This is a genomic window from Bauldia litoralis (assembly GCF_900104485.1).
GTDB classification, from domain to species: Bacteria; Pseudomonadota; Alphaproteobacteria; order Rhizobiales; family Kaistiaceae; genus Bauldia; species Bauldia litoralis.
Map to the genome: position 1 here is coordinate 52636 of NZ_FMXQ01000002.1, position 23327 is coordinate 75962.

At 65.3% G+C, this 23327-nt stretch carries 22 protein-coding genes; 17 read left to right on the plus strand and 5 right to left on the minus strand.

Translation table 11 applies throughout. The features are described 5' to 3' along the window. Positions 1-3 precede the first annotated feature (3 nt). From BLT60_RS04195 to erpA, 3 genes are all read right to left on the minus strand, one after another. Positions 4-1410 carry an HD-GYP domain-containing protein gene (locus BLT60_RS04195; protein WP_210185537.1) on the minus strand — a complete coding sequence of 469 codons (1407 nt, stop codon included), beginning with the start codon at positions 1408-1410 and terminating at the stop codon, positions 4-6. 124 nt (positions 1411-1534) lie between these two features. After that, positions 1535-2119 carry a VOC family protein gene (locus tag BLT60_RS24540; protein WP_210185538.1) on the minus strand — a complete coding sequence of 195 codons (585 nt, stop codon included), beginning with the start codon at positions 2117-2119 and terminating at the stop codon, positions 1535-1537. Between the two features lie 10 nt (positions 2120-2129). Then, entirely contained in the window at positions 2130-2471 is a 342-nt protein-coding gene (gene erpA, locus BLT60_RS04205; RefSeq protein ID WP_090874996.1) for an iron-sulfur cluster insertion protein ErpA, read from the minus strand. A 78-nt stretch (positions 2472-2549) separates the two neighbouring features. Between erpA and BLT60_RS04210 the strand changes: the two genes are divergently transcribed. The 14 genes from BLT60_RS04210 (at position 2550) to BLT60_RS04275 (ending at position 16875) form a co-directional block, all read left to right on the plus strand. Further along, entirely contained in the window at positions 2550-3755 is a 1206-nt protein-coding gene (locus BLT60_RS04210; RefSeq protein WP_090874997.1) for a deoxyguanosinetriphosphate triphosphohydrolase, read from the plus strand. A gap of 77 nt (positions 3756-3832) precedes the next feature. Continuing rightward, a complete protein-coding gene (locus BLT60_RS04215) occupies positions 3833-4807 on the plus strand; it encodes an MBL fold metallo-hydrolase (RefSeq protein ID WP_175478290.1) in 975 nt (324 codons plus the stop codon). 59 nt (positions 4808-4866) lie between these two features. Then, a complete protein-coding gene (gene argS / locus BLT60_RS04220) occupies positions 4867-6624 on the plus strand; it encodes an arginine--tRNA ligase (RefSeq protein ID WP_090874999.1) in 1758 nt (585 codons plus the stop codon). Between the two features lie 50 nt (positions 6625-6674). Next, entirely contained in the window at positions 6675-8933 is a 2259-nt protein-coding gene (locus BLT60_RS04225; RefSeq protein ID WP_090875000.1) for an SPOR domain-containing protein, read from the plus strand. A gap of 18 nt (positions 8934-8951) precedes the next feature. Then, positions 8952-9983 carry a beta-N-acetylhexosaminidase gene (gene nagZ / locus BLT60_RS04230; protein ID WP_090875001.1) on the plus strand — a complete coding sequence of 344 codons (1032 nt, stop codon included), beginning with the start codon at positions 8952-8954 and terminating at the stop codon, positions 9981-9983. Between the two features lie 4 nt (positions 9984-9987). Further along, on the plus strand, positions 9988-10812 hold the full coding sequence (locus BLT60_RS04235) for a segregation and condensation protein A (RefSeq protein WP_090875002.1): 825 nt from the start codon (positions 9988-9990) through the stop codon (positions 10810-10812). Continuing rightward, complete coding sequence (gene scpB, locus BLT60_RS04240; RefSeq protein ID WP_090875003.1) at positions 10805-11542, plus strand: SMC-Scp complex subunit ScpB; 738 nt, start codon at positions 10805-10807, stop codon at positions 11540-11542. The genes BLT60_RS04235 and scpB overlap by 8 nt, the downstream gene beginning before the upstream one ends. 113 nt (positions 11543-11655) lie before the next feature. Then, positions 11656-11874, plus strand: a complete 219-nt coding sequence (locus tag BLT60_RS04245) for a twin-arginine translocase TatA/TatE family subunit (RefSeq protein ID WP_090875004.1) — start codon at positions 11656-11658, stop codon at positions 11872-11874. A 71-nt stretch (positions 11875-11945) separates the two neighbouring features. After that, a complete protein-coding gene (gene tatB / locus BLT60_RS24915) occupies positions 11946-12626 on the plus strand; it encodes a Sec-independent protein translocase protein TatB (protein WP_090875005.1) in 681 nt (226 codons plus the stop codon). Then, on the plus strand, positions 12623-13459 hold the full coding sequence (tatC, locus tag BLT60_RS04255; RefSeq protein WP_090875006.1) for a twin-arginine translocase subunit TatC: 837 nt from the start codon (positions 12623-12625) through the stop codon (positions 13457-13459). The genes tatB and tatC overlap by 4 nt, the downstream gene beginning before the upstream one ends. 26 nt (positions 13460-13485) lie before the next feature. Continuing rightward, a complete protein-coding gene (locus BLT60_RS04260; RefSeq protein WP_090875007.1) occupies positions 13486-13797 on the plus strand; it encodes a GIY-YIG nuclease family protein in 312 nt (103 codons plus the stop codon). 245 nt (positions 13798-14042) lie between these two features. Beyond that, positions 14043-15440: a serine--tRNA ligase gene (serS, locus tag BLT60_RS04265; RefSeq protein WP_090875008.1), complete on the plus strand. Its 1398-nt coding sequence runs from the start codon at positions 14043-14045 to the stop codon at positions 15438-15440. Beyond that, the gene (gene surE / locus BLT60_RS04270; RefSeq protein WP_090875009.1) at positions 15440-16210 is read left to right on the plus strand and encodes a 5'/3'-nucleotidase SurE; all 771 of its coding nucleotides are present in this window, start codon (positions 15440-15442) and stop codon (positions 16208-16210) included. The genes serS and surE overlap by 1 nt, the downstream gene beginning before the upstream one ends. A 5-nt stretch (positions 16211-16215) precedes the next feature. Then, positions 16216-16875: a protein-L-isoaspartate(D-aspartate) O-methyltransferase gene (locus tag BLT60_RS04275; RefSeq protein ID WP_090875010.1), complete on the plus strand. Its 660-nt coding sequence runs from the start codon at positions 16216-16218 to the stop codon at positions 16873-16875. 23 nt (positions 16876-16898) lie between these two features. Here BLT60_RS04275 and BLT60_RS04280 read toward each other — a convergent pair whose 3' ends face one another. Continuing rightward, positions 16899-17831, minus strand: a complete 933-nt coding sequence (locus BLT60_RS04280; RefSeq protein WP_090875011.1) for a hypothetical protein — start codon at positions 17829-17831, stop codon at positions 16899-16901. Between the two features lie 299 nt (positions 17832-18130). On the opposite strand from BLT60_RS04280, the gene BLT60_RS04285 reads away from it, so the two are divergent. Then, the gene (locus BLT60_RS04285; protein ID WP_210185539.1) at positions 18131-19279 is read left to right on the plus strand and encodes a peptidoglycan DD-metalloendopeptidase family protein; all 1149 of its coding nucleotides are present in this window, start codon (positions 18131-18133) and stop codon (positions 19277-19279) included. Positions 19280-19291: 12 nt separating this feature from the next. Here BLT60_RS04285 and BLT60_RS04290 read toward each other — a convergent pair whose 3' ends face one another. Continuing rightward, complete coding sequence (locus tag BLT60_RS04290) at positions 19292-20176, minus strand: ATP-binding protein (RefSeq protein ID WP_090875013.1); 885 nt, start codon at positions 20174-20176, stop codon at positions 19292-19294. Between the two features lie 280 nt (positions 20177-20456). On the opposite strand from BLT60_RS04290, the gene BLT60_RS04295 reads away from it, so the two are divergent. Both BLT60_RS04295 and yajC read left to right on the plus strand, forming a co-directional pair. Continuing rightward, the gene (locus BLT60_RS04295; RefSeq protein ID WP_090875014.1) at positions 20457-22739 is read left to right on the plus strand and encodes a calcium-binding protein; all 2283 of its coding nucleotides are present in this window, start codon (positions 20457-20459) and stop codon (positions 22737-22739) included. Between the two features lie 247 nt (positions 22740-22986). Next, a complete protein-coding gene (gene yajC, locus BLT60_RS04300) occupies positions 22987-23319 on the plus strand; it encodes a preprotein translocase subunit YajC (RefSeq protein ID WP_090875725.1) in 333 nt (110 codons plus the stop codon). The last annotated feature ends 8 nt before the right edge of the window (positions 23320-23327 follow it).

Below are 23327 nucleotides of genomic sequence, written 5' to 3' on the forward strand. Positions count from 1 at the left end.
GCGCTACGACGCTTTCGCGAGGTCGGCACCGCGTACGTCCTGTATGGTCTCGATCCTGCCGACGACGCGTTGAAGCGCCTCGAAGCATTGGGCGTCTATCGCAGTGCCGACGTCGCGTGACATGATCTCCAGGGCCTTGTTCGACGGCATCCCGGCACGGTATGGCCGATCGGCGGTCATCGCCTCGTAGATGTCGGCGACAGTCAGAATTCGGGTCTCGAAGGCGATTTCGTCGCCAGCGAGTCCCTTCGGATAGCCTTTGCCGTCAAGGCGCTCGTGATGGGCGGCGGATATCTCGGCCATGTCGGCGAACGCCCCGATCCGCGACAGGATCATCTCGGTATGCGCCGGGTGACGTTTGATCGCCTCCCACTCCGCCTCGGTCGGCTTTCCAGCCTTGTCCAGAATGCGGTTGCTGACCCCGAGCTTGCCGATGTCATGAAGGAGGGCCGCCCGCCCCAGCCACCGGCGTCTGGCGACGTCGACGCCAAGTTCCGTCGCGACGAGGTCGGTGATTAGCGCCACCCGCTCGCTGTGGCCGGCAGTGTAGGGGCTCTTGGAGTCGACGACCTGGGCAAAGGCGGCGGCAATTTCGTCGAGGAAATCCTCGTCGACCGGACGCGCCTGGTGGGCCGGCTCGAGGTCGAGCACGATGCGGTCGAGATCGGGAGCGGCGAGGCGGTGCCAGAAGGCCTCCGTCGCGGAGACCCGGGTGAACGCTTCGACAAGCGCAGGATCGAACCATTTGCCGGCCCGTCGACGTGCTTCGGCCCGCGCGCTGGCGGGGCCACCGCTGGAATTGAACACATCGACCACCTGGGCCAGCAACGCGATGCGCGCATAGACAGGGATCTGCTCGCCTTTCAGGCCATAGGGCTGGCCGCCGCCGTCCCAATGTTCGTCGAGACCCTGGATGCCGAGCGCCACGCCCTCCGAGAAGCGCATCTGCCGGGCGATGTCGGCACCGCGATGACACCGTGTCTCGATCACCTCATGGACATAGCGGTCGCCGTTCTTCATCTGGTCGAGGACGGTGCGCAAACGATCGGCGAGGCTGCCGTCGGCACCAGCGTGGCTGACAACGAATTTGAGGACCTGGGGCAGCCCACCGCCGACCAGCTTGAAGTCGTGCTTCAAAGTCAGGTCATCGGCGAGATAGAGCTGGCAGATCCGCGCCGCATTGCTGCTGCAGCCGAGATCCTTGAGCAAGAGCGTGTAGTAGAGTTCCCAGATCTCCTGGTCGGAAAGGCCGATTTCGCGACCAATATGGATGCCGATCCAGCAGCAGCGGATGCAATGCCCGTCCGCCTGTCCCTCGGTCAGGTCGAGGGCGTGGCTGAGCGCTCCCAGCAGTTCGGACATCCGCACGTCGCGCCCGGACGCTTCCGGTTGTCTTGCAAATCGTTCCATGAGTATCCCGCAGGCCGACCTTCGACCAGGCAACCACACCAGACCGGCCTTAAAAAAGTATCGTGCGGGGACAGAAGGGAGCATGTCGCCCGCCGGGGGGCATCGCGGGACGGTTAAAAGAAGCCTACTTGCGGGCAACCAGCGCAAGAAGGTTGCCGCTCGGATCGCGGAAGAACGCCATCCATTCCTCGACGCCCTTCTTGCCGAGGCGGCCCTCGTCGTCGCGATGGACCATGGCCGGCTTCTGCAGGAAGGAGACTCCGCGACCTGAGAGTGTGCGAACCGCCTTGGTGATGTTGTCGACGGAAAAATAGAGCGTCGCTTCCGAGGCCGTGGCCGAGAGCAGCAGTCTCAGGCCGTTGCCGAGGTCGAAGAAGGCCAGCCCGGGAGGATCGAACCGGTCGATGTAGGTAACGCCGAGGACATTCCGGTAGAAATCGACCGCCGTGTCGAGGTCGTTGGCCAAGAGGGCGACCTGATGCAGACCGCCGACGACGGCGGGCTTCTTGCCAATCTGCCGGCGCGCGCTGGTGGCAGGCTTGGCGGCGGCCGGTTTCTTCCTGGCCGGCGCCGTCTTGGCGGGCTTCGCCGGGGTCGCGGGTTTTCTGGTTCGCGTGCTCGCCGCCTTGGCGCGGCCGCCGGGGGACGCCGGCTTGACGCGTGCAGGCGGCTTGGAGGATCGCGGCGTCCGGCTCTTCGCTCCCGCCATGATCACTCCCTCAGATGGAAAAACTCGTTCCACATCCGCAAGATGCGGTCGCATTCGGATTCTTGATCTGAAATGATTGGCCGATGATGTCGTCGACGAAGTCGATGACCGAACCTTCCATATACGGAAGGGAGACGGCGTCGATCAGAACGGCCGCGCCGTCGCGCTCAAGCACGAGATCTTCGTCGGTCCGTGTCTGGTCGAGGTCGAAACCGTACTGGAATCCGGAGCAACCGCCGCCGGAAACGCTGATACGCAGCGCGGTTCCGCCCGGCTCCGCCGCCAGAATCTTGGCAATCCGGGCGGCTGCGCTATCGGAAAGGGTCACATTGGCTGTCGAAACGTCTGTCATCGCTTGTCTTTCCGCTGAACCGATAGTTATGAAGCGGCAGGGGCGAAGTCAATTGCCCGAGGGGCCGGTGTCGGTGCGATGATAACGCAGAAGATCGGTTTTGGCGGAAGCGACCGGTCGTCCTTCGCGGCCGACCCGGCAAGGAGCCGCGGCCGCTTCTTCGCCGAACCGCCAAGCCCGACCCGGACCGAATACCAGCGGGATCGCGACCGGGTTGTGCATTCGACAGGATTTCGCCGTCTGCGGGAAAAGACCCAGGTTTTCCTGGTCGACGAAGGCGATCACTACCGGACGCGGCTGACCCATACCCTCGAGGTGTCGCAGATCGCCCGTGCGCTGGCCCGGGCCCTGCGGCTGGACGAGGACCTCGCCGAGGCGCTGGCGCTCGCCCATGACCTTGGCCATCCGCCATTTGGCCATGCCGGCGAACGCGCCCTCGACGCGGCGATGGTCGATTACGGCGGTTTCGATCACAACGCCCAGAGCGTCAGGGTCGTCACCCTCCTGGAGCGCCGCTATCCACGATTCGACGGCCTCAACCTGACCTGGGAGACGCTGGAGGGCCTGGTCAAGCATAATGGCCCCCTGACCGACCGCGCGGGCCGCCCGATCGGGCGCTACACCGAGCGCGGTATCCCGCAGACATTCACGGACGTTTCGGCCCAGAACGACCTCTGGCTGTGGAGTTGGCCGAGCGCCGAGGCCCAGGCCGCCGCCATCGCCGACGATATCGCCTACGACACCCACGATATCGACGACGGCTTGCGGGCGGGCCTCCTGTCGCTCGAAACGCTCGCCGACCTCGAACTGCCGGGCCGTATCCTGGCGGACATTGCGAACGAGCACCCGCGCCTTGCCACCGAGCGGGTCATCCACGAACTGGGGCGCCGCCTGATTACCGTGCTGATCGAGGACGTGATCGCCGAGTCGCTGCGCCGGATCGAGCGGATGGCGCCGACCTCCAGCGACGCGGTGCGCGAGGGCGGGGAGGCGGTGATCGCTTTCTCCGAGCCGATGCGGAAGGCCGATGAGGAGATCAAGCGCCATCTCCACACCGCCGTCTATCGCCATGAATCCGTTATGTCGGTGATGGGCGAGGCCGAGGACATCGTGAGTCGCCTGTTCGCCCGCTATCGGTCCGACCCGGAGTCCATGCCCGCGTCCTGGCGTCCCGGGCCGGACCTCGACGACAGGGCGGCCGCGCGCCAGGTCGCCGATTTCCTGGCCGGGATGACGGACCGCTATGCGACTGCGGAATACCGTCGTCTCTTTCCGGCGGCATGAGCCCGGTCCGGACAGCACGTTCCCGCAGGCTGCATCGTCTTGCGGCGACGATGTTTGCCGTGGCGCTCGGCGGTTGCGTGACCACGGCATTGGAACCGGTCGACAGCAGCCACTATTCGGACGGTCGGTTCCACAACATAGGCACCTATTCGGAGCCGGTTGCGAGCCGGGATGAATGGGCGCGGCATGCCCGCCAGATGTTGCTCGGGCTGTTTCCCAATGCGGACAGGCTGCCGCCGCGCCACGTCCTGTCCGTCCCCGAGGCGGAGGCCGGTGTCAGGCAGGCGGCGGCCGCGGCCTTCTCTGTCACCTGGATCGGCCACGCGACCACCCTGACCCGGATCGGCGGGCAGTGGGTGATGACCGATCCCGTGCTGGGGGACACGATCGGCGCCGGGCCGGTCCGCCTGGCGCGGCTTGCCCCACCGCGCCCGATGCCGAGCGGCTTGCCGCCCATTGATGTCATAGTCATCTCGCATGCCGACCACGACCATCTCGACCTCGGCTCGCTGCGGCGTCTCGCCCGGCGGAACCCGGGGACAACGGTCTACGTCCCGCTGGCCACGGCGGATCTGGTGCGCCGCGCCGGTTTCAGCGATGTCCGGGAGCTGGACTGGTTCGCCACCGACCGGCACGGCGACCTGACCGTTCAAGCTGTTCCCGCCATCCACGGCGTGCGTCGCCCGCCATACCGCCTCAATGCGATGTCCTGGAGCGGCTGGATCCTCGAAAGCGGCGAGGATCGCCTCTACTTCTCCGGCGACACCGGCTACGGCTCGATATTCGAGGAGATCCGGCGGCGGTCGGGTCCGGTCGATGTTGCCCTGGTCCCGATCGGCGCCTGGTCGCCGCGCTGGTTCCAGGAGCCGTTCCACGTTTCGCCGGACCAGGCGGCCGAGATCGCGGCGACCATGGGCGCGACAACGGCAATCGGCATTCACTGGGGAACCTTTCCGCTCAGCGAGGAAGCGCCGATGGAACAGCGGCGGCGGTTCCTTGCCGCCGGTGGGGTTGTTCCCCGCATCGGGGAAACGCTGGTCCTGCGCCGATAGTTTGACGCCCCTGCGGAATTGGGATAGGCGGCGCTTCACTCCCGGGACCCAGCCGCGCCATGAACATCTTTCACGACTTCACCACCAGACTTAAGGCCGCCGTCGAACTGATTGCTTCGCAATCCGGAATCGACGACGTCGACGTGGGACGGATCGTCGTCGAGCCGCCGCGCGACCCCTCGCATGGCGACCTCGCCTGCAACGCCGCCATGGTGCTGGCCAAGCCGATGGGCGTGAAGCCGCGTGACCTGGCGACGCGGATCGCCGCGGTGATGGCCGAGGACCCCGACGTGGACGCCGCCGAGGTCGCGGGGCCGGGCTTCATCAATCTCCGCGTGTCGGCGGGATATTGGCACAAGGCGCTTCGGCAACTCATCCAGAGCGGCGACGCCTTCGGCCGCTCCGACATGGGCGGGGGCGAGGCGGTCAATGTCGAATATGTGTCGGCAAATCCCACCGGACCAATGCATATCGGCCATTGCCGGGGCGCGGTCGTTGGTGACGTCCTCGCCAACCTCCTGTCGGTCGCCGGCTTCGCCGTGACCCGCGAATACTACATCAACGATGCCGGCGCGCAGGTCGAGGTGCTCGCCCGCTCGGCCTATCTTCGCTACCTGGAGGCTCTGGGCGAGACCATCGGGGAAATTCCCGAGGGCCTCTACCCCGGCGACTATCTCAAGCCGGTCGGCGAGGCGCTGGCGCGGGAACACGGCGATATCCTGATCGCCATGCCGGAGGAAGAGTGGCTGCCGATCGTCCGGGTGACGACGATCGACGCGATGATGGCCATGATCCGCGACGACCTCGCGCTGCTCAATATCGTCCACAAGGTGTTCTTCTCCGAGCGGACCCTGACCGAAGGGTCACCGAGCGCCGTCGAGGCGGCGATCGAAAAGCTCTCCAACGATGGCCTCGTCTATGAAGGGCGTCTGCCGCCGCCCAAGGGGCAGTTGCCGGAGGACTGGGAAGACCGCGAACAATTGCTGTTCCGCTCCACGGCCTTCGGCGATGACGTCGACCGGCCCCTGAAGAAATCGGACGGGACCCCGACCTATTTCGCGTCCGACATCGCCTATCACTACGACAAGCTGCGCCGCGGCTTCCGGCACCTCATTGACGTCTGGGGCGCCGATCACGGCGGCTACGTCAAGCGCATGCAGGCGGCGATCAAGGCGATCAGCGGCGGCGATGCCCATTTCGAGGTGAAGCTGGTCCAGATCGTCCGACTGCTCAGCGGCGGCGAACCGGTAAAGATGTCGAAGCGGTCGGGTGACTTCATCACCCTGCGTGAGCTGGTCGACCGGGTCGGGCCCGACCCGATTCGTTTCATGATGGTTTTCCGCAAGAATGATGCCCAACTCGACTTCGATTTCGAGAAAGTCACGGAACAGTCGAAGGACAATCCGGTATTTTACGTGCAATACGCGCACGCCCGGACGTGCTCTGTTTTTCGCCAGGCGGCGACCGAAATGCCCGATCTCGATGTCAGCGACGCCGCCCTCGCGAGTGCTCCGTTCGATCACCTGACCGATGTCGGAGAATTGGCGATAATCCGCCGTTTACTGGAGTTTCCGAGGATGGTCGAAGCCGCCGCGGAGGCGCAGGAACCGCATCGGATCGCCTACTTCATTCATGAGTTGGCTTCGGATTTCCACGGCCACTGGAATCGGGGCAAGGAGTTGCCTCAATTGCGTTTTATTAACCATACCGATCCACACTCGACTTTGGCGCGGCTTGCTCTCGTTCATGCCACAAAATTGGTGTTGTCCTCCGGTTTGGCTATTCTTGGGGTGAGCGCGCCCGAGGAGATGCGTTGACGTCGCGGGGGGAAGCGACCGCCGGACTCCTGGAGTGAGAGCGAAGTTTTATGTCTGATCGTTACGATCCGAAATTGTCGGCCCGCCCGCCCGGGGGGCGGAGACCCGACGCCGCCGCACCTGACGACGATCCGCTGGCCGAACTGGCGCGTATCGTGACGGGCCGGACGACTATGGACCCGGCGCCGGACGCCAGGGGACGGTCGTCGTCGGCAACGCCCGATGCGGCGCAGGAGGCCGACCTCGCCAACGATCTGGAATCGGAACTTCTGAGCGACCTTCAGGCGTCCTTCGCGGCGCTGGGCGTGCCGTTTGAAGGGGAGGAGACTCCGGCTCGACCCGAGCCCGAACTGCCGGAATTCACGATACCGGACGAGCCGCCAGAATCGGTGTCGCCGCACGTGGAAGGCCCCCGGCGCGCCGGCCCGGAGGCCGATTTCGAGCAGAGCGTCGAAGACGTGCTGGCCGAACTCGAAGGCGTGACGCGAGCCGCGAGGGAGCCGAGCCCTGAGCCGGTCGATCTCGATGACGGTCCCGATCTCGCGCCGGAGATCGAGCCGACCCAATACGAACCGCCCCACGAGGAGCACGCAACCCCGCCGCCGCCTCCCATCGGGGAACCTCGTCGACAAGTCGCGCTACCGCGACGGTCGGCCCCTGGCGAGCGTCCCGCGGCAGCCGAACGCACGTCGGCGGAACGTCCGCCGCTGGAACGGCGCTCCATACCCGAGCGCCCGGCGCCGCCGAGCCTGCGTCCGCCGCACGGCGAACGGCCGGAAGCGCCTGAGCGGCCAAACCTTTCGCGGCTGCGTTTGCGGTCGGGCATGCCGCCGGTCCGACCCGTTGATTCCGACGATAATGAGCTCCCGCCGCGGCAGGAGCGTATGGATCGCGCCTTGCGCGCGCCGGAAAGCGCGAGCGCGGGGCGCTTTGCACCGCCGCGCGCGGCAACGCGCCTTTCCCCCGATGTCACGCCGGAGCCGCGCTACGACGACGAGGCAGCGGAATCGTTCGGCGAAGCCCCCGAACTCGACGATCCGAATGCGGTCTACGAGGACGAGTTCTCGCTGGACGATCTCGACACCGCTGCCTTCGCGCCGGAAGACGACCTGCCGCCCTTTCCGGAGGAGGAACTGGCGGGCATGAAGCGTCGGCGCTCCGGACGCGCGCTGACCGCGGTCGGTGGCGTACTGGTTGTTGCCGCGATCGGCGCCGCCGGCTTCTTCCTCACCCAAGGCGACAGCGGCAATGGATCTCCGCCGCCGATCATCACCGCCGATGGCGAGCCGTCGAAGGTCTTTCCCGAAGAAGGCGCGGCCGGTGAGACGGACCAGCAGGGCAAGCTGATCTACGACCGGGTCGATGACTCTGGAGGCGGCAACGAGACAACGCTGGTCGCGACCGGCAATGATCCGATCGCGGAGGTATCGCCCTCCGACGAGCAACTGGACGACAACCCGATCACCCGCGTGATCATCCCCGGCGGTCCTGGCATAGACGGGCCGCTCGAGGCTTTTGGCGACGGTGACCCGACCGGCGACGGAATGGTGGTCGCCGAGGTTGACCCATCAGCGGACACCGATCCGTCGCTCGGACCGAAGAAGGTTCGGACCGTCGTGGTCCGTCCCGACGGCACCATCGTCAGCAGCGAAGCCGTGGAAGAAGGCAGCGAGCCGATTCCGGAATCCGTCGACGCCGCGCCTGTCGATGAGTTCAGCAATCTCGGCTCGGATGCCCGCACGGACATGGATGCCGTGCTCGAAGGCCAGGAACTGCCGGTCATCGAGGATCCGCTCGGCGCTACCGGGCCGGTTGAGGAAGCGGTGGTCGAAGAAGTGACGCCGGAGCCGGGGACGGTTCCCGCCGAAGAGGAAGCTGTCGCGGTGGTCGAGGAGATCCCCGATCCGCCGGCCGTCGCCGAACCCGTGACACCCCGCGCCACACCGGCACCTGCGCCGGCCAGGCCGGCGCAGCCGACGATTGTCGCAACCACGGGCGACGCGAATGGTCCGATCGACCTGACGCCGGGCAGCTCGGGCGGCACAGCCAGCCCCCAGGCCGGTTCCGGCGGTGCGCTGGTGCAGGTCTCCGCCCAGCGGTCGGAGGATGCGGCGCGCGAGAGCTATCGCAGTCTTCAATCCCGCTATCCGAATATCCTCGGACCCTACCAGGCGGCGATCATCCGGGCCGATCTCGGCGACCGGGGCGTCTATTACCGGGTTCGGATCGGCCCGTTCTCTGGAAACGACGCGACGCGGCTCTGCAACGATCTGAAATCCGCCGGTGGCGATTGCATCGTCGCCCGTTAGCGGCAAATCGGGGCGATCATGACTGAGAAGGCCTTCATTTCCGGCTGCGCCGGAATCCGCCTTTCCGATGAGGAATCGGCGTTGTTCGCGGACCAACGGCCCTGGGGCCTGATCCTGTTCAAGCGGAATTGCGAGACACCGGATCAGGTGCGCGGCCTGACCGCTCAGTTCCGGGAGGCCGTCGGCAGGCCCGACGCACCGGTACTCATCGACCAGGAAGGCGGGCGCGTGAAGCGCCTGCGGCCGCCGCACTGGCCGGACTATCCCGCCGGCCGCTTCATCGGCGTGGTGGCGGAGGCCAACCTCGAACGGGGCCGACGCGCTGCCTGGCTCCACGGCCGCCTGATCGCTGCCGATCTCATCGATATCGGCATCAACGTCGATTGCCTGCCGGTTCTCGACGTCATCGTCGCCGGCGCCAGCGAGGCGATCGGCGACCGGTCCTTCGGGGGCGATCCCGGCATGGTCGCGATCCTCGGGCGATCGATGGCCGACGGCCTGATCGCCGGCGGTGTCTGCCCGGTGGTCAAGCATATCCCGGGGCAGGGAAGGGCGCTGTCCGACAGCCATTACCACCTGCCGGTCGTCGATGTCGATCTCGACACGCTTGGCGAGAGCGATTTCGCGCCCTTCGTGGCGCTCGCCGACCTTCCCGCGGCAATGACCAGCCACGTTGTCTACAGCTCAGTTGACCCCAACCAGCCGGCAACCACGTCCCCGGTGGTGATTCGCGATATCATTCGCGAGCGAATCGGTTTCGACGGGGTGTTGATGAGTGATGACGTTTCGATGAAGGCCCTCTCCGGGGATTTCGGCGACAGGACCATCGCGATCCACGATGCGGGGTGCGATATCGTTCTTCACTGCAACGGGCAGATCGACGAAATGCGCGCCGTCGCCGAGGCCTCGCCGCGGCTTGGCGGGGCGTCGGGAAATCGCGTCGCCCGCATGATCGACACCATCCGCCCGCCGCTGCCCTTCGACCATGCCGCCGGGCGCGAGGAATATTGCGCGCTTGTCGCCGAGGCCGGCTGGTCGGCCGGGGTCTGACGGCATGAGCACCGCCAGCCAGGATCAGAACGAGATCTGGGAGACGTTCAAGCCGCTTGACCAGGACAACGGCGAACCGTCCCTTGTCGTTGACGTCGACGGTTTCGAGGGCCCCCTCGACCTGCTCCTGGCGCTGGCCCGCAGCCAGAAGGTCGACATCACCCGTATTTCCATCCTCGCGCTGGCCGAACAGTACCTGACCTTCATCGAGGAGGTCCGCAAGCTTCGCCTCGAACTCGCGGCCGACTACCTCGTGATGGCGGCGTGGCTCGCCTATCTCAAGTCGCGGCTGCTGCTGCCGGAGGCGGAAACCGACGAGCCGACGGGCGAGGAACTGGCGGCCGAACTCGCTTTCCGCCTGCAGCGCCTCGAGGCGATGCGCGACGCCGCCGCGCGCCTGGCCAATCGCGATCGGCTGGGCCGGGACGTCTTTGGCCGCGGCGATCCGGAGCCGGTCGAAATCGTCAAGAAGAGCGAGTATTCGGCAACGCTCTACGACCTGCTGTCGGCCTACGCCGCCCGGCGCCAGGAGCGGTCGATCTCGGTGGTTCACGTGCGCCGCCGTACGGTCTGGTCGCTGAAGGAGGCGAGGGATCTGCTCGGCACCGTCATCGGCAAGCTGGCCGACTGGGCGCCGATGCATGTCTTCCTGTCGCCCTATCTGACCGCGGAAGTCAGCGTCACGGTGACCGCCAGCGCTTTCGGCGCGAGCCTGGAGCTTGTCCGCGAGGGGCAGATCGACCTGCGCCAGACCGAGGCTTTCGCCCCTCTCTATATTCGTGACCACAAGGTGGTCGAAGCCGTCACACCGGAGGCCGACCATGGCTAATCCCAATTCTGCCGTCGCCATTGCGGTCGATAACGACGCGACCGCCGAGGCCCAGTCGCCGGAAGAACGCCGCCAGGCGCTGCGCATGGTCGAGGCGCTGCTCTTTGCCGCCGCCGAACCGCTTGCCGCCGACGATCTGGCCGGCCGCCTGCCGTCCGGGGCGGATGTGACCGGCATCCTGCGCGAGTTGCAGGCCGTCTATGCCGACCGCGGCGTCAATCTGACCCAGGTCGCCGGCAAGTGGAGCCTGCGCACCGCTTCCGACCTGTCCTTCCTGCTGTCGCGCGATGCGGTGGAGCAGAAGCGCCTGTCGCGCGCTGCAATGGAGACGCTGGCGATCATCTCCTATCACCAGCCGGTGACGCGGGCGGAAATCGAAGAAATCCGGGGTGTCGCGACCTCCAAGGGGACGCTGGACCTGCTTCTCGAGACGGGCTGGATCCGGATGCGCGGTCGTCGCAAGACGCCGGGGCGGCCGGTGACCTATGGGACGACCGACGGGTTCCTATCCCATTTTGGTCTCGACGGAATCGGCGATCTTCCCGGCCTAGACGAACTCAAGGGGGCCGGCCTGCTCGACAGCCGCATTCCGACCGACTTCAGCATCCCTGAACCGCATGACGGCGACGACCTGACCGAGGACGAGGATCCGCTCGAAGACGAGGAAATCCTGGACGCAGGCGCAGACGACCTCGTGGCGGAAGAAGCCGCCGAGCGGCAGGCCGACTGACGACTGCGTTTGCCATGGCCGGCAAATATCCCTACATCCGGTGCAGGTGACGATTGCGGTGCGCCGATCCGTCTGCGATAGTCGGTGCACGATAAGGGATTGGAGTAAAGCTGATGGGTTCTCTCAGCATATGGCATTGGCTGATCGTTGTTCTGGTCGTCGTGCTTCTCTTCGGACGAGGCAAGATTTCCGACCTGATGGGCGATGTCGCCAAGGGCGTGAAGAGCTTCAAGAAGGGGCTTGCCGACGACGAAGAGCCTCACAAGCTCGAGGAGCAGTCTGGTGCCACCGTCGACGTCGAACCGTCGCGGGAAAAGACCAAGGTAACTTGACCGCGGGCTTTCTCCCGCCGGCAGCCCGCGCTGCCTCGGCTGGTTCCTGCTAGCGGCCGAGTCAACGTTCAATGTTCGATCTCGGGTGGACAGAGCTTCTTGTGGTCGCGGTCGTGGCGATAGTCATCGTCGGCCCGAAGGACCTGCCGCGCGCCCTGCGCGCGGTCGGCAAATACACGGGCAAGGCCCGTCGTATGGCCGGGGATTTCCAGCGCCAGTTCAATGACGCGGTCCGCGAGGCCGACCTCGACGACGTGAAAAAGTCGGTGACCGACATCGGCAAGATCGATCCGCTTGGCGACATCCGCAAGGAAATGTCCAAGGCCGAGGCGGGCATCAAGAGCGACCTTCAAAAGGCAACGAAGCTGGACACCCCGGCGAAGGTCGAGGCGAAGTCTGACGCGGCGCCAGAACCGGCCAAGCCTGCTGCCCCCTCCAAGCCGGTGACACCAGCCGAGCCGGCTGCGGCTGCCACGACGGAAACGCCAAAGGCCCCGGCGGCAAAAGCCAAGCCCAAGAAAGCCTCGACGGCGAAAGCCGCGCCGAAGAAGCCGGCGGCATCCAAGGCCGCGCCGAAGAAAACCGCTGCCAAGGCGGCTCCCAAAAAGCCCGCCGCCGCCAAGCCGGCGGCAAGCAAGAAACCCGTCACGGCCGAAGCGTCGAGTGTAACGCCGAAGGCCCCCGAGGCGCCCGCCACGCCCGCGCCAGCACCCGCGAACGCCGCTGAGACGACCGGGGACGCCAAGCCGTGAGCGACGCCGCGCAGGACGAGAAACCGCCCGAGGACGAGGTCGAGGCCAGCCGGGCGCCGCTTATCGAGCACCTGATCGAACTGCGAAGCCGCCTGATCCGGACGGTGATCGCGATCCTGATCGCTTTCATCGCCTGCTTCGCGGTCGCCGGCCATATCTATAATATCCTGGTCATCCCCTATGAATGGGCGGCGGGTCCGTCGCGCGAGATCAAGCTGATCTACACGGCCCCGCAGGAATTCTTCATCACCCAGCTCAAGGTAGCGCTGTTCGGGGCGGTCTTCATCGCCTTCCCGGTCATCGCCATCCAGATCTACAAGTTCGTCGCGCCGGGCCTCTACAAGCACGAGCGCGGGGCGTTCGTGCCCTATCTCATTGCCACGCCGCTGCTTTTCATCCTCGGCGCGGGGCTGGTTTACTTCGTCATCATGCCGCTGGCCCTGACCTTCTTCCTGTCGCTGGAGCAGCAGGGCGGACCGGGACAGGCGTCGATCGAACTGCTGCCGAAGGTCAACGAGTATCTCAGCCTCATCATGACGCTGATCCTGGCGTTCGGCTTCGTCTTCCAGCTGCCGGTGGTGCTGACCCTGCTGGCGCGGATCGGCGTGGTCACCGCCGAGTCGCTGAAGGGCTATCGGCGTTACGCCATCGTGCTGGCCTTCGTCGCCGCGGCGATCCTGACCCCGCCGGACATCATCTCGCAGCTTGGTCTCGCTATCCCGACGATCCTGCTCTACGAGAGCTCGATCTGGGCGGTTCGCTTCGTCGACAAGCGCCGCGCCGCGGCCGCAGCCGCCAAGGAAGCGGAAGAGGCCGACGAAGCCGACGAATAGGTGGAGCACCGTTTCTTGAGGGGACGATGCAGCATTTTGCCGGGCGCGGATTCCAGCCCTGCACATACATTCTCGCGAGCAGGAAATACGGCACCCTCTATGTCGGCGTGACCAGCAGCGTTGCCCGACGTGTCTGGGAGCACCGCGCCGGCCGTGTTCGCGGATTCACCCAGCGGTACGGCGTGAAGACGCTCGTTCATTACGAGTTCCATCAAACGATGTTTGACGCCATCAAGCGTGAAAAGCAGATCAAGGAATGGAAACGCCTCTGGAAGATCGAATTGATCGAGTCGCGGAATCCGGAATGGCGCGACCTGTTTGAGGAGTTGCCGTTCTGAGGGACCAAGGACGCGCCCTCCGATGGGCGTGTCACCTTGGCCCCTTTCGCGTTTCACACCAGTTGATTATGAAGACCCCACCTAGTCGTCACCCCGGCGCAAGCCGGGGTCCAATGCGCCGTCGATGCAAACGCAGCAACTGTCGGGTCATCGGGTTCGTCGCGGATGGATTCCGGCTTTCGCCGGAATGACGCATCGAGAGAGTCTCTCTCATCAGGACCGAAGGGCGCGCAGGCGGCACGATCATGCTCGACATCAAATGGATTCGCGAGAACCCGCAGGCGCTTGACGAGGCGCTGCGGCGCCGGAATGCCGCGCCGGCGGCCGAGCATCTGCTTGCGCTCGATGAGGCGCGGCGCTCCCATATCCTGAAACTCGAAGAGGCGCAGGCGCGCCGCAACGCAGCGTCGAAGGAAATCGGCAAGGCCAAGGGCAGCGGCGACGAAGAGACAGCCCAACGCCTGATGGCCGAGGTCGGCGAGTTGAAGGCGTTCCTTCAGGAGGCCGAAAGCGAGGGCAAGGCCCTCGACAAGGCGCTGGACGATGCGTTGGCCGAAATACCGAACCTGCCGCTCGACGACGTGCCCGTCGGCGCCGACGAATCCGACAATGTCGAGTACCGGCGATGGGGATCGAAGCCCGGCCTGAACAACGCGAAAGAGCATTTCGAGCTGGGCGAGGCGCTCGGCCAGATGGACTTCGAAACGGCAGCCAAGCTGTCCGGCTCGCGCTTCGTCGTCCTCCGCAAGGGGCTCGCCCGTCTCGAACGGGCGCTCGGCCAGTTCATGCTCGACCTCCACACCACGGAGCATGGCTACGAGGAAGTCCAGCCGCCGTTGCTGGTTCGGGACGAGGTCATGTTCGGCACTGGTCAGTTGCCGAAATTTCGCGACGACCAGTTCATCTCCGCCCAGATGGAGTGGCGGACCAAGCGTCTCGACGAGGTGCTGAAGCCGCTTGACGAGCGACCGGCTCTTGAGGGGGGAAGCCTGCGGCAGGTTGTCGGCGACCTCATCGAGAAGGCGGAGACGGTCGAGCAATTCTGGCTCATCCCGACCGCCGAGGTGCCGCTGACCAACCTCGTCCGCGAGTCGATCCTGTCCGAGGAAGAATTGCCGCGCCGCTTCACCGCGCTGACCCCATGCTTCCGCTCGGAGGCGGGCGCCGCCGGCAGGGACACGCGCGGCATGCTGCGCCAGCACCAGTTCGACAAGGTCGAACTGGTCTCGATCACCGCGCCCGAGCAATCCGGCGACGAGCATGAGCGACTGATCACCTGCGCCGAGGAAGTCCTCAAGCGGCTCGACATCCACTTCCGCACCATGACGCTGTCGACCGGCGACATGGGCTTCGGCGCTCAGAAGACCTACGATATCGAAGCCTGGTTGCCGGGGCAGGCGCAGTATCGTGAGATCTCCTCCTGCTCGGTCTGCGGCGATTTCCAGGCGCGACGGATGAAGGCGCGGTTCCGGCCGAAGGAAGGGAAGGGGACGCGACTCGTCCACACTCTCAACGGCTCCGGCGTCGCGGTCGGCCGCGCCCTGATCGCGGTGATGGAGAACTACCAGAACCCGGACGGGTCGATCACCGTGCCCGACGTCTTGCGGCCCTATATGGGCGGCCTCGAAAGGATCGAAGCGTAATGCGCATACTGCTGACCAACGACGACGGCATCCATGCACCGGGGCTGGAGAGCCTTGAGAAGATCGCCGCAGAGCTTTCCGACGACATCTGGACCGTGGCGCCGGAGACAGACCAGAGCGGGTTGTCGCACTCGCTGTCGCTGAACGACCCGCTGCGGCTTCGCGAGATCTCGGACCGCAAGTTCGCGGTCCGCGGCACGCCGACCGATTGCGTCATCATGGCGATGCGCCGCCTCTTGGTCGACCACCGGCCGGACCTCGTCCTGTCCGGCGTCAATTCCGGCCAGAACGCCGCCGACGACGTGACCTATTCCGGAACGGTCGCTGCGGCGATCGAAGGCACGCTGCTCGGCGTCCCGTCGATCGCCCTCAGCCAGGCCTCGTCATTCCAGCACGGCATGCGCGAGATGCATTGGGAGACGGCGGAAAAATACGGGGCGGACATCGTTCGCAAGCTCGTCGATTTCGGTTTCCCGCCCGGCATTCTCTACAACATCAACTTCCCCAACCGGCCGGCTGCCGAGGTCGAGGGCGTGACGGTGACCACCCAGGGCCGGCTGACCCATGGCCTGCATATCGACGAGCGGACGGACGGGCGCGGCAACCAGTATTTCTGGCTCGCCTATCGGCGTGAATCGCCGGATATCAAGCCGGGCACTGATCTGGATGCGATGAAGAAGGGCGAGGTCTCCGTTACCCCCCTGCGGCTCGACCTGACCGCCTATGACCTGACCGAGTCGCTCGGCGGCCACTTCGGTGGGGGCGCCTGACGGCCATGCCCGATCTCGACGAGGAAGAGCGCCGGGTCCGCATCGCCAACCTTCTTCTGCGCCTGCGCCGCGTCGGCATCACCGACCAGCGGGTGGTCTCGGCGATCGAAGCCGTCCCACGCGATCTCTTCGTCGAAGCTGAAAGCCGCGACGAGGCCTATGCCGAGCGCGCGCTGCCGATCGAATGCGGCCAGACGATCTCCGCGCCGGTGATCGTCGGCATGATGACCATGGCGCTGAAGCCGCAGGCCGACGACCGCATCCTCGAGATCGGCACCGGCAGCGGCTACCAGGCGGCGGTGCTGTCGAAGCTGTGCGGCCGGGTCTACACCATCGACCGCTTCCGCACGCTGGTCGCCGCGGCGGAGTCGCGGTTCAAGACGCTGAAGCTGACCAACATCACGACGCTGGTCGGCGACGGGACGCTCGGATGGCCCGAACACGCCCCCTTCGAGAAGATCATCGTCACCGCCGCGGGGGAGGAAGTCCCCGAAGCGCTGTTCGGGCAGCTCAGGATCGGCGGCATCCTGGTAGCGCCGGTCGGCCCGCAGGACGGGGTCCAGATCTTGAAGCGCTACACGCGCACAGAAACCGGGTTCGACGAAACCGACCTTGGCCAGGTCCGCTTCGTCCCGTTGATCCCCGGCGTCGCCGAGCGCCTCTGAGGCGACGGCGAGGGGCCGGGCCGTCAGCGCCCCTTTGCCTGCGCCTCAAGGGCCGTCCGCCGCCGCAGCGGCCCGGCCTGGAGTTCCATCACCCCCTGGAAGAAGAGCAGTTCGCCGCTGGCTTCGTCGTAGGACGCGGAGAAGCGCTGCCACATGCGGCCGTCGGGCGCTGTTCCTTCGCCGTCGCCGTCACGCGGTGCGAAGGGCGCGAGGATTGCCTGCAACTCGGCGGCGCTCGGAACACCCAGCCATTCGACCGTGGTGTTGTCCGGGATGTCGTTGCGCTGCACGAGGTCGAACGACCATGCACCGGCGGCGTAGGTCGCGAAGGAGGGCAGTTCGATCCGCGCGACATTGACCGACGTGCGCTCCGGCGGGTCGAAGGTGACGATGCGGCCCGGCGCGCTCATCGCCAGCGGCCGCGCGACAAGCTGCACCGCGTCGACGGCATTGACGTTGGGCAGGATCAGGTCGACGGCCTTGATCATGTCCTCGTTGCCGGCCGCGAGCTTTTTGGCGCGGTCGATCATGTCGCCGCGCAGGGCGTCCCAGTTAGTCACCCGGTCGAGCGATCCGTCGGGATTGATGTGGATGTCCGCGGTGAGCCCGTCGACCGCCTGCAGGAGGAGGCTGTCGATATCGGGCGGCGTCAGGACCCGCTGGCGATCGAGGGCGACATTCGCCCCGAAATTGCGAACGGTCGCGGAGACGCCGTCGTCATCGACCGCCGTGACCGCGAATTCGAGCTCGTAGTCGACACTGAGAACCGGCTCGGCCGACTGGCCGATGCTCGTCGCTCGCAGGTAGCGGACGAAAAACGACTGGCTGTCGCCGGGCTCGACCGCGAAGGGGACCGACATTGGTTCGGCCGAAGCCGGTCCGGCGGGGCCGACGAGAAGGGGCAGCACGGCCAGGCTGGTCACGGCCATTGTCCGCAGGAGCGCGGGAAACTTCATTCGTTACGCCTTTCGACATCTCGGTTGGAATTAATCTTTTCAAGCGGGCATCTGGCCAATCTAGGGCCGATCGGCGGGATTTCGCCCCTCGAATCGCAGGAAGTTCCGGGAGAGTTCCGTCACGCTTAAATCTTTTGTCAACGTTACCAGTGTTTATTCGCGGGGTGTTCGTTGAGTAGAGTGCGAGTTAAGCGATGTGTAACCGAGTTTCCGCCTTCCGGACCCGCTTCTTGGGGCAAGCGGCTGCCGTTGCGGTCCTCGCGGGTCTCGGAGCTGCCTGCAGTTCCGACGCCACCCGCGTGAGAGAGCCCTTCTTCACCGGTTCCACCGCCAACCAGCGCGATATAATCGGTGGCACTGGCAACACCCAGGTCGCACAAAGCCCATTGCCACCGGCAAACGCCGCCGGGGGGCCGATCAATCTCGCTTCGTCGCAAGGTGGCGGCTATTCGGCGGTCGGCGGCAAGGTCGTCACGGTCGCGCCGGGCGAGTCGCTCGACACGCTTGCGATCAAGTACGGCGTCCCGTCCAACGAGATCGCCCGCGCCAACGGCATCTCGAGCCCGGCGCAGATCACGCCCGGTCGCGCCATCGTCATCCCGCAGTCGACCCAGACGCAGACCGCCTACGCACCGCCGCCGCAGACCAACGGCGCGCCGGCGGCAGCGCCGAGGGCCGGTGGTGTCGTCCATGTCGTCGAGCCGGGCCAGACGCTTTACTCCATCGCCACCGCCCAGGGGGTTCGTGTCGAGGACATTGTCGCCCTGAACGGCCTGTCGTCGCAGAATATCCGCGTCGGCCAGCGCCTGCAGATCCCGGGGGCCGGCGGCGCCTTGCCGACACCGCAGACCGCTTCGCTCACCCCGGCGGAAACAGGCGCCGCGGCCAAACCGCTCGGTCAGTTGACCGTCAACGCCGATGGCACGCCGGCGCCGGCTGCCGCCGCACCGACGGTCCGCGTCGTCTCCACCGAAAAGAACCCGTCCGTGCCCGAACTGCCGGTCGTTCCGGTCAAGGCGCCTGCCGCCACCGCGGCCGTCGACCAGGACCTCGACCCACCTTCGAGCAACGGCACGAGCTTCCGCTGGCCGGTCCGCGGCCGCATCATCTCGGGCTTCGGCTCGAAGGCCGACGGCGAGCGGAACGATGGCATCAACCTCGCTGTGCCGGAAGGCACGTCGATCAAGGCCGCCGAGGCGGGCACCGTCATCTACGCCGGCAACGAACTGGCCGGCTATGGCAACCTCGTGCTGATCCGCCATGCCGACGGCTGGGTCTCGGCCTACGCCCATAACAGCGAGATCGCCGTCAAGCGCGGTGACACCGTCCAGCGCGGATCGACGATCGGCAAGGCCGGCATGACCGGCTCGGTTTCGGCGCCGCAGGTTCACTTCGAACTGCGCAAGGGCGCCAAGCCCGTCAACCCGATGGACTATCTCGGCACCTGACGCTGACGCGAGCTATGCCCCGGTCCCGTCAAGGCGGACACCGAGGCGGCCGGCCAGATCCTGAATGAATTGCCAGGCGACCCGGCCGGAGCGTGCTCCCCGGGTCGTCGCCCATTCCAGCGCCTGGTGGCGCAGCGCATCGTCGTCGATCACCATGCCGTAATGGGCGACATAGCCCCGCACCATCTCCAGATACTCGTCCTGGCTGCACTTGTGGAACCCGAGCCACAGGCCAAAGCGGTCTGACAGGGACACCTTTTCCTCGACCGCCTCCGACGGATTGATCGCTGTCGAGCGTTCGTTCTCCATCATGTCGCGCGGCAGCAGGTGCCGGCGGTTCGAAGTGGCGTAGAAGACGATGTTGTCCGGCCGGCCTTCGATGCCGCCGTCGAGCGCCGCCTTCAGCGACTTGTAGGAGGTGTCGTCGCCGTCAAAGGACAGGTCGTCGCAAAAAAGGATGAAGCGCCAGGGCGCGTCGCGGAGCAGCCCCATCAGGTCCGGAAGCGTCTCGATATCCTCGCGGTGAATCTCGACGAGCTTGAGGGCTGCGCTCTCCCCGGAGTCGCGATTGACGCCGGCATGGACCGCCTTGATCAGCGAACTCTTGCCCATGCCCCGGGCGCCCCAGAGCAGGACGTTGTTGGCCGGCAGGCCGGTCGAGAAGCGCTCGGTATTCTCAACCAGTATGTCACGCAACCGGTCGACACCCTTGAGAAGACTCAACTCTACCCGGTTGACCCGCGCAACTGGCTGCAGCCGCTTGTCCTCCGGCTGCCAGACGAAGGCGTCGGCCGCGGAGAATTCGGGTGAGGTCGGCGCGGCCGGCACGGCGCGCTCGATCAGCCTGACCAGTTGGTCAAGCCTCTCGGCGATGGAGCGTATGTCGATTTCGGACAAGGTGAAAAAGCTCCCGGCAAAATGGACGGCGAGGGGGTATCACGGTCGGCGTCACCCGACCAGTCCGGAGGGATCGGACGGGCGAAGGGTGAGGAAAATGCAATCAAGGATTAGGGCGACGATGAAAAATAACGTCGTGATTGCAATTTGAGCAAAATTTTCAGGGCGATCTACTCCAAATGAGGGTTGTGGGTATCTCCCGCCACAGTTGAACCTCGGGAACTGCCGCAAAAAGGGTTGGCTGGTCTGACCGACCTATCCGCGGACAGGGAGGTACACCATGGCTGACATCACATTCACAAGCTCCCTTGCCGTCAATCCGGGTCTGGAGGACGTCCTCGACCCGGCTGGCGTCCTCGATGCCGTTGACGCAACCACCTTCCGCATCGTCAACGATACCGGTGGCCCCTGGGACGGCTTTGTCTTCGAGTTCACCGGCAGCGGCTTCACCTATGACGGCGGCAACGAACCGACCGCGGGCACGATCACCGGCGCGACGCTTTACCAGGCGGACGGCACCACGGTGGTTGCCACCATCGCCGGGTCGATCGGCACGAGTTCGCTTTCCAACATCTGGAGTGTCCTTGCGGCTGATGGCAGCGTCGATGCGCTCGACGATTTGCTGGCGAGTGTTGACACCTACACCGGCGGCGCAAGCGCCGACCACATCACGGTCTTCGGCAACAGCGCCGGCGACACCGTCTTCGGCGGTGGAGGCGATGACGTCATCACCGCTCGACGGAATAGCACGCTCGTCGGCGATGGCGGCAGCGACACCTTTCACATTACCAGAAATGGCGAATACACGATCGCCGGCAGCGCCGAGGACGGCAGCGGCGGAGGTGGCGAAACCAATACCGTCGTGTTCCAAAACTTTAGCCAAATTCTTGCAATCACGGACATTGCTGCCGTTGAATTCAGCGGCGCGAACTCAAAATCGGTCTATCTCGCGGTAGACGACGTCGGCGAGGGGCTCCTGTCCGAGACCCTGTCGGTCAAGGGATCGAATGCTGGAACCGACGAATTGCGCTTTGAAGAGGCGAATTCCGCGGCCGTCACGCTGGACCTGTCCGGGTGGACGTTCACCGACTGGGAGCGGACGAATCAGAGGGTGCTTATCACTACCAGCAACGAAGTATTCGCTGACGACGTGGTCGGTTCGTCGGGCAGCGATTATATTTTCACTTACGACGGCGACGATGTCCTCAGCGGTGGCGCCGGCGTAGACTATCTCTACGGCGGCTTGGGCGCTGACATTTTGCGCGGCGGTGCCGGCAACGATTTCCTTTACGCCGACGCTGACGATACGGTCATTGACGGCGGCGCCGACACGGATCTTCTTTCGCTTGATCTGAGCACGCTCACGCAGGCTATCACGATCGACTCCAAACTAGGCACCGGCATTCTGGCCGATACCACGGTGATTTTCGTCGGTATTGAAGGTTTGTCCAGTTTCACGGGAGGAGCCGGCAACGACGTGATCGAAGCCGGCGAAGGCAACGGGACTATTTACGGAGGCGACGGCGCCGACACCATCGATGGCGAAGCAGGCAGCGATATCCTGTATGGCGGTGGCGGAAACGATGAACTTTTCAGTCGTTTGGGTGATGGGCCTGCCTCAGGCTACCAAGAGGCACTGGATGGCGGCGCCGGGACGGACTTTGCCTTCGTCAACCGGTCCGACAAGACGCGCAGCCTGACCCTCGATCTGGCCGACTCCACGGTCTCAACCTCCCTCGGCGACGGGACAACGATCGTCAATATCGAGCGCATCGAGTTCCGCTCGGGCTCCGGCAACGACAACCTGACCGGTGGCGATCTTGGCGATATCATTCTCGGCAACGGCGGGCGCGACCTCATCTCCGGTCGGGCGGGGAACGACACGCTGGCCGGTGGTGACGGGCTCGACATCATCGATGGTGGCATTGGCAACGACGATATCGACGGCGGCGACGGCATCGATTTCCTGTCCGGCGATGCCGGCAACGACGCGCTCGATGGCGGCGCTGGTGCTGACCTCCTCGACGGTGGTGCTGGAAACGACACGCTGAACGGCGGCAGCAACGGCGACAATCTCGGCGGCGGCTCCGGCAACGACATTCTCAATGGTAACGGCGGCGCGGACATCGTTGACGGCGGAGCCGGCAATGACACGATCCAGGGCGGCAGCGGTCGCGACACGATCGACGGGGAGGGCGGCAACGATATCATCAATGGCGGTCGCGGCCGGGACAGCCTCACCGGCGGAGACGGCGCCGACATCTTCGTTTTCGACGAAGCGGCGAAGAAGTCGAACCGCGACTCGATCGAGGATTTCGTCGTCAACGTGGACACCATCCAACTCGACAACGCCATCTTCACCAAACTGAAGGCCGGAGCCTTGAAGAAGAAGACTTTCGAGGTCGGCAGCGAAGCCGACGATCGGAAGGACCGCATCATCTACGACAAGGACACCGGAGACCTGTATTACGACAAGAACGGCAGTAAATCGGGCGGAACGACCAAGATCGCCGACCTCGACGAGGGCTTGAAGCTGACTGCCAGCGACTTTTTCGTCATCTGATCGGCCGCCGGCGGCCGGGCTTCCGGTCGCGGCGAGCGATCGAACGGGACTGGCCTCCGCGCGGCTCACCCGACCTCCGGGGATTATCTTCCCTTGGCTAACGGCGCTTTCACGGCTAAACCGTCGCAGTCGCCTCGCGCTCGACCGCCGGGCCTCCTATATCGTTTGCAATGGTCAACGGCATGGCTATAGTCCGCGCCGTTTCACGGAAAATGGCCCATTCGGGCCGATGAATCAGGAGTCAGGCATGTTCGTTACACCGGCCTTCGCGCAGACCGGCGACCTCGGGGGCAGCGGCATGCTGGTCCAGTTCCTGCCCTTCATCCTGATTTTCGTGATCATGTACTTCCTGATCATCCGTCCCCAGCGAATGAAGGCCAAGCGGCACCAGGAGATGATCGCCAACCTGCGACGCGGCGACACGGTCGTCACTTCCGGTGGTCTTATCGGCAAGGTGGCCAAGGTGGTGGACGAGGGCGAGTTGCAGATCGATCTCGCCGAGAATGTCCGGGTCCGGATCGCGCGTGGCATGATCGCCGAGGTGCGGACCAAGGGCGAGCCGGTGAAGGACGGTGCATGATTTCGCGG

What these genes read in the sequence shown, in the direction of transcription:
- serS (WP_090875008.1), top strand. Translation starts at nt 14,043, where the DNA reads ATGCTCGACATCAAATGGATTCGCGAGAACCCGCAGGCGCTTGACGAG.
- BLT60_RS04295 (WP_090875014.1), top strand. Translation starts at nt 20,457, where the DNA reads ATGGCTGACATCACATTCACAAGCTCCCTTGCCGTCAATCCGGGTCTG.
- tatB (WP_090875005.1), top strand. Translation starts at nt 11,946, where the DNA reads ATGTTCGATCTCGGGTGGACAGAGCTTCTTGTGGTCGCGGTCGTGGCG.
- BLT60_RS04235 (WP_090875002.1), top strand. Translation starts at nt 9,988, where the DNA reads ATGAGCACCGCCAGCCAGGATCAGAACGAGATCTGGGAGACGTTCAAG.
- scpB (WP_090875003.1), top strand. Translation starts at nt 10,805, where the DNA reads ATGGCTAATCCCAATTCTGCCGTCGCCATTGCGGTCGATAACGACGCG.
- erpA (WP_090874996.1), bottom strand. Translation starts at nt 2,471, where the DNA reads ATGACAGACGTTTCGACAGCCAATGTGACCCTTTCCGATAGCGCAGCC.
- BLT60_RS04210 (WP_090874997.1), top strand. Translation starts at nt 2,550, where the DNA reads ATGATAACGCAGAAGATCGGTTTTGGCGGAAGCGACCGGTCGTCCTTC.
- BLT60_RS04275 (WP_090875010.1), top strand. Translation starts at nt 16,216, where the DNA reads ATGCCCGATCTCGACGAGGAAGAGCGCCGGGTCCGCATCGCCAACCTT.
- BLT60_RS04245 (WP_090875004.1), top strand. Translation starts at nt 11,656, where the DNA reads ATGGGTTCTCTCAGCATATGGCATTGGCTGATCGTTGTTCTGGTCGTC.
- argS (WP_090874999.1), top strand. Translation starts at nt 4,867, where the DNA reads ATGAACATCTTTCACGACTTCACCACCAGACTTAAGGCCGCCGTCGAA.
- BLT60_RS04195 (WP_210185537.1), bottom strand. Translation starts at nt 1,410, where the DNA reads ATGGAACGATTTGCAAGACAACCGGAAGCGTCCGGGCGCGACGTGCGG.
- nagZ (WP_090875001.1), top strand. Translation starts at nt 8,952, where the DNA reads ATGACTGAGAAGGCCTTCATTTCCGGCTGCGCCGGAATCCGCCTTTCC.
- BLT60_RS04280 (WP_090875011.1), bottom strand. Translation starts at nt 17,831, where the DNA reads ATGAAGTTTCCCGCGCTCCTGCGGACAATGGCCGTGACCAGCCTGGCC.
- yajC (WP_090875725.1), top strand. Translation starts at nt 22,987, where the DNA reads ATGTTCGTTACACCGGCCTTCGCGCAGACCGGCGACCTCGGGGGCAGC.
- BLT60_RS04225 (WP_090875000.1), top strand. Translation starts at nt 6,675, where the DNA reads ATGTCTGATCGTTACGATCCGAAATTGTCGGCCCGCCCGCCCGGGGGG.
- surE (WP_090875009.1), top strand. Translation starts at nt 15,440, where the DNA reads ATGCGCATACTGCTGACCAACGACGACGGCATCCATGCACCGGGGCTG.
- BLT60_RS04260 (WP_090875007.1), top strand. Translation starts at nt 13,486, where the DNA reads ATGCAGCATTTTGCCGGGCGCGGATTCCAGCCCTGCACATACATTCTC.
- BLT60_RS24540 (WP_210185538.1), bottom strand. Translation starts at nt 2,119, where the DNA reads ATGGCGGGAGCGAAGAGCCGGACGCCGCGATCCTCCAAGCCGCCTGCA.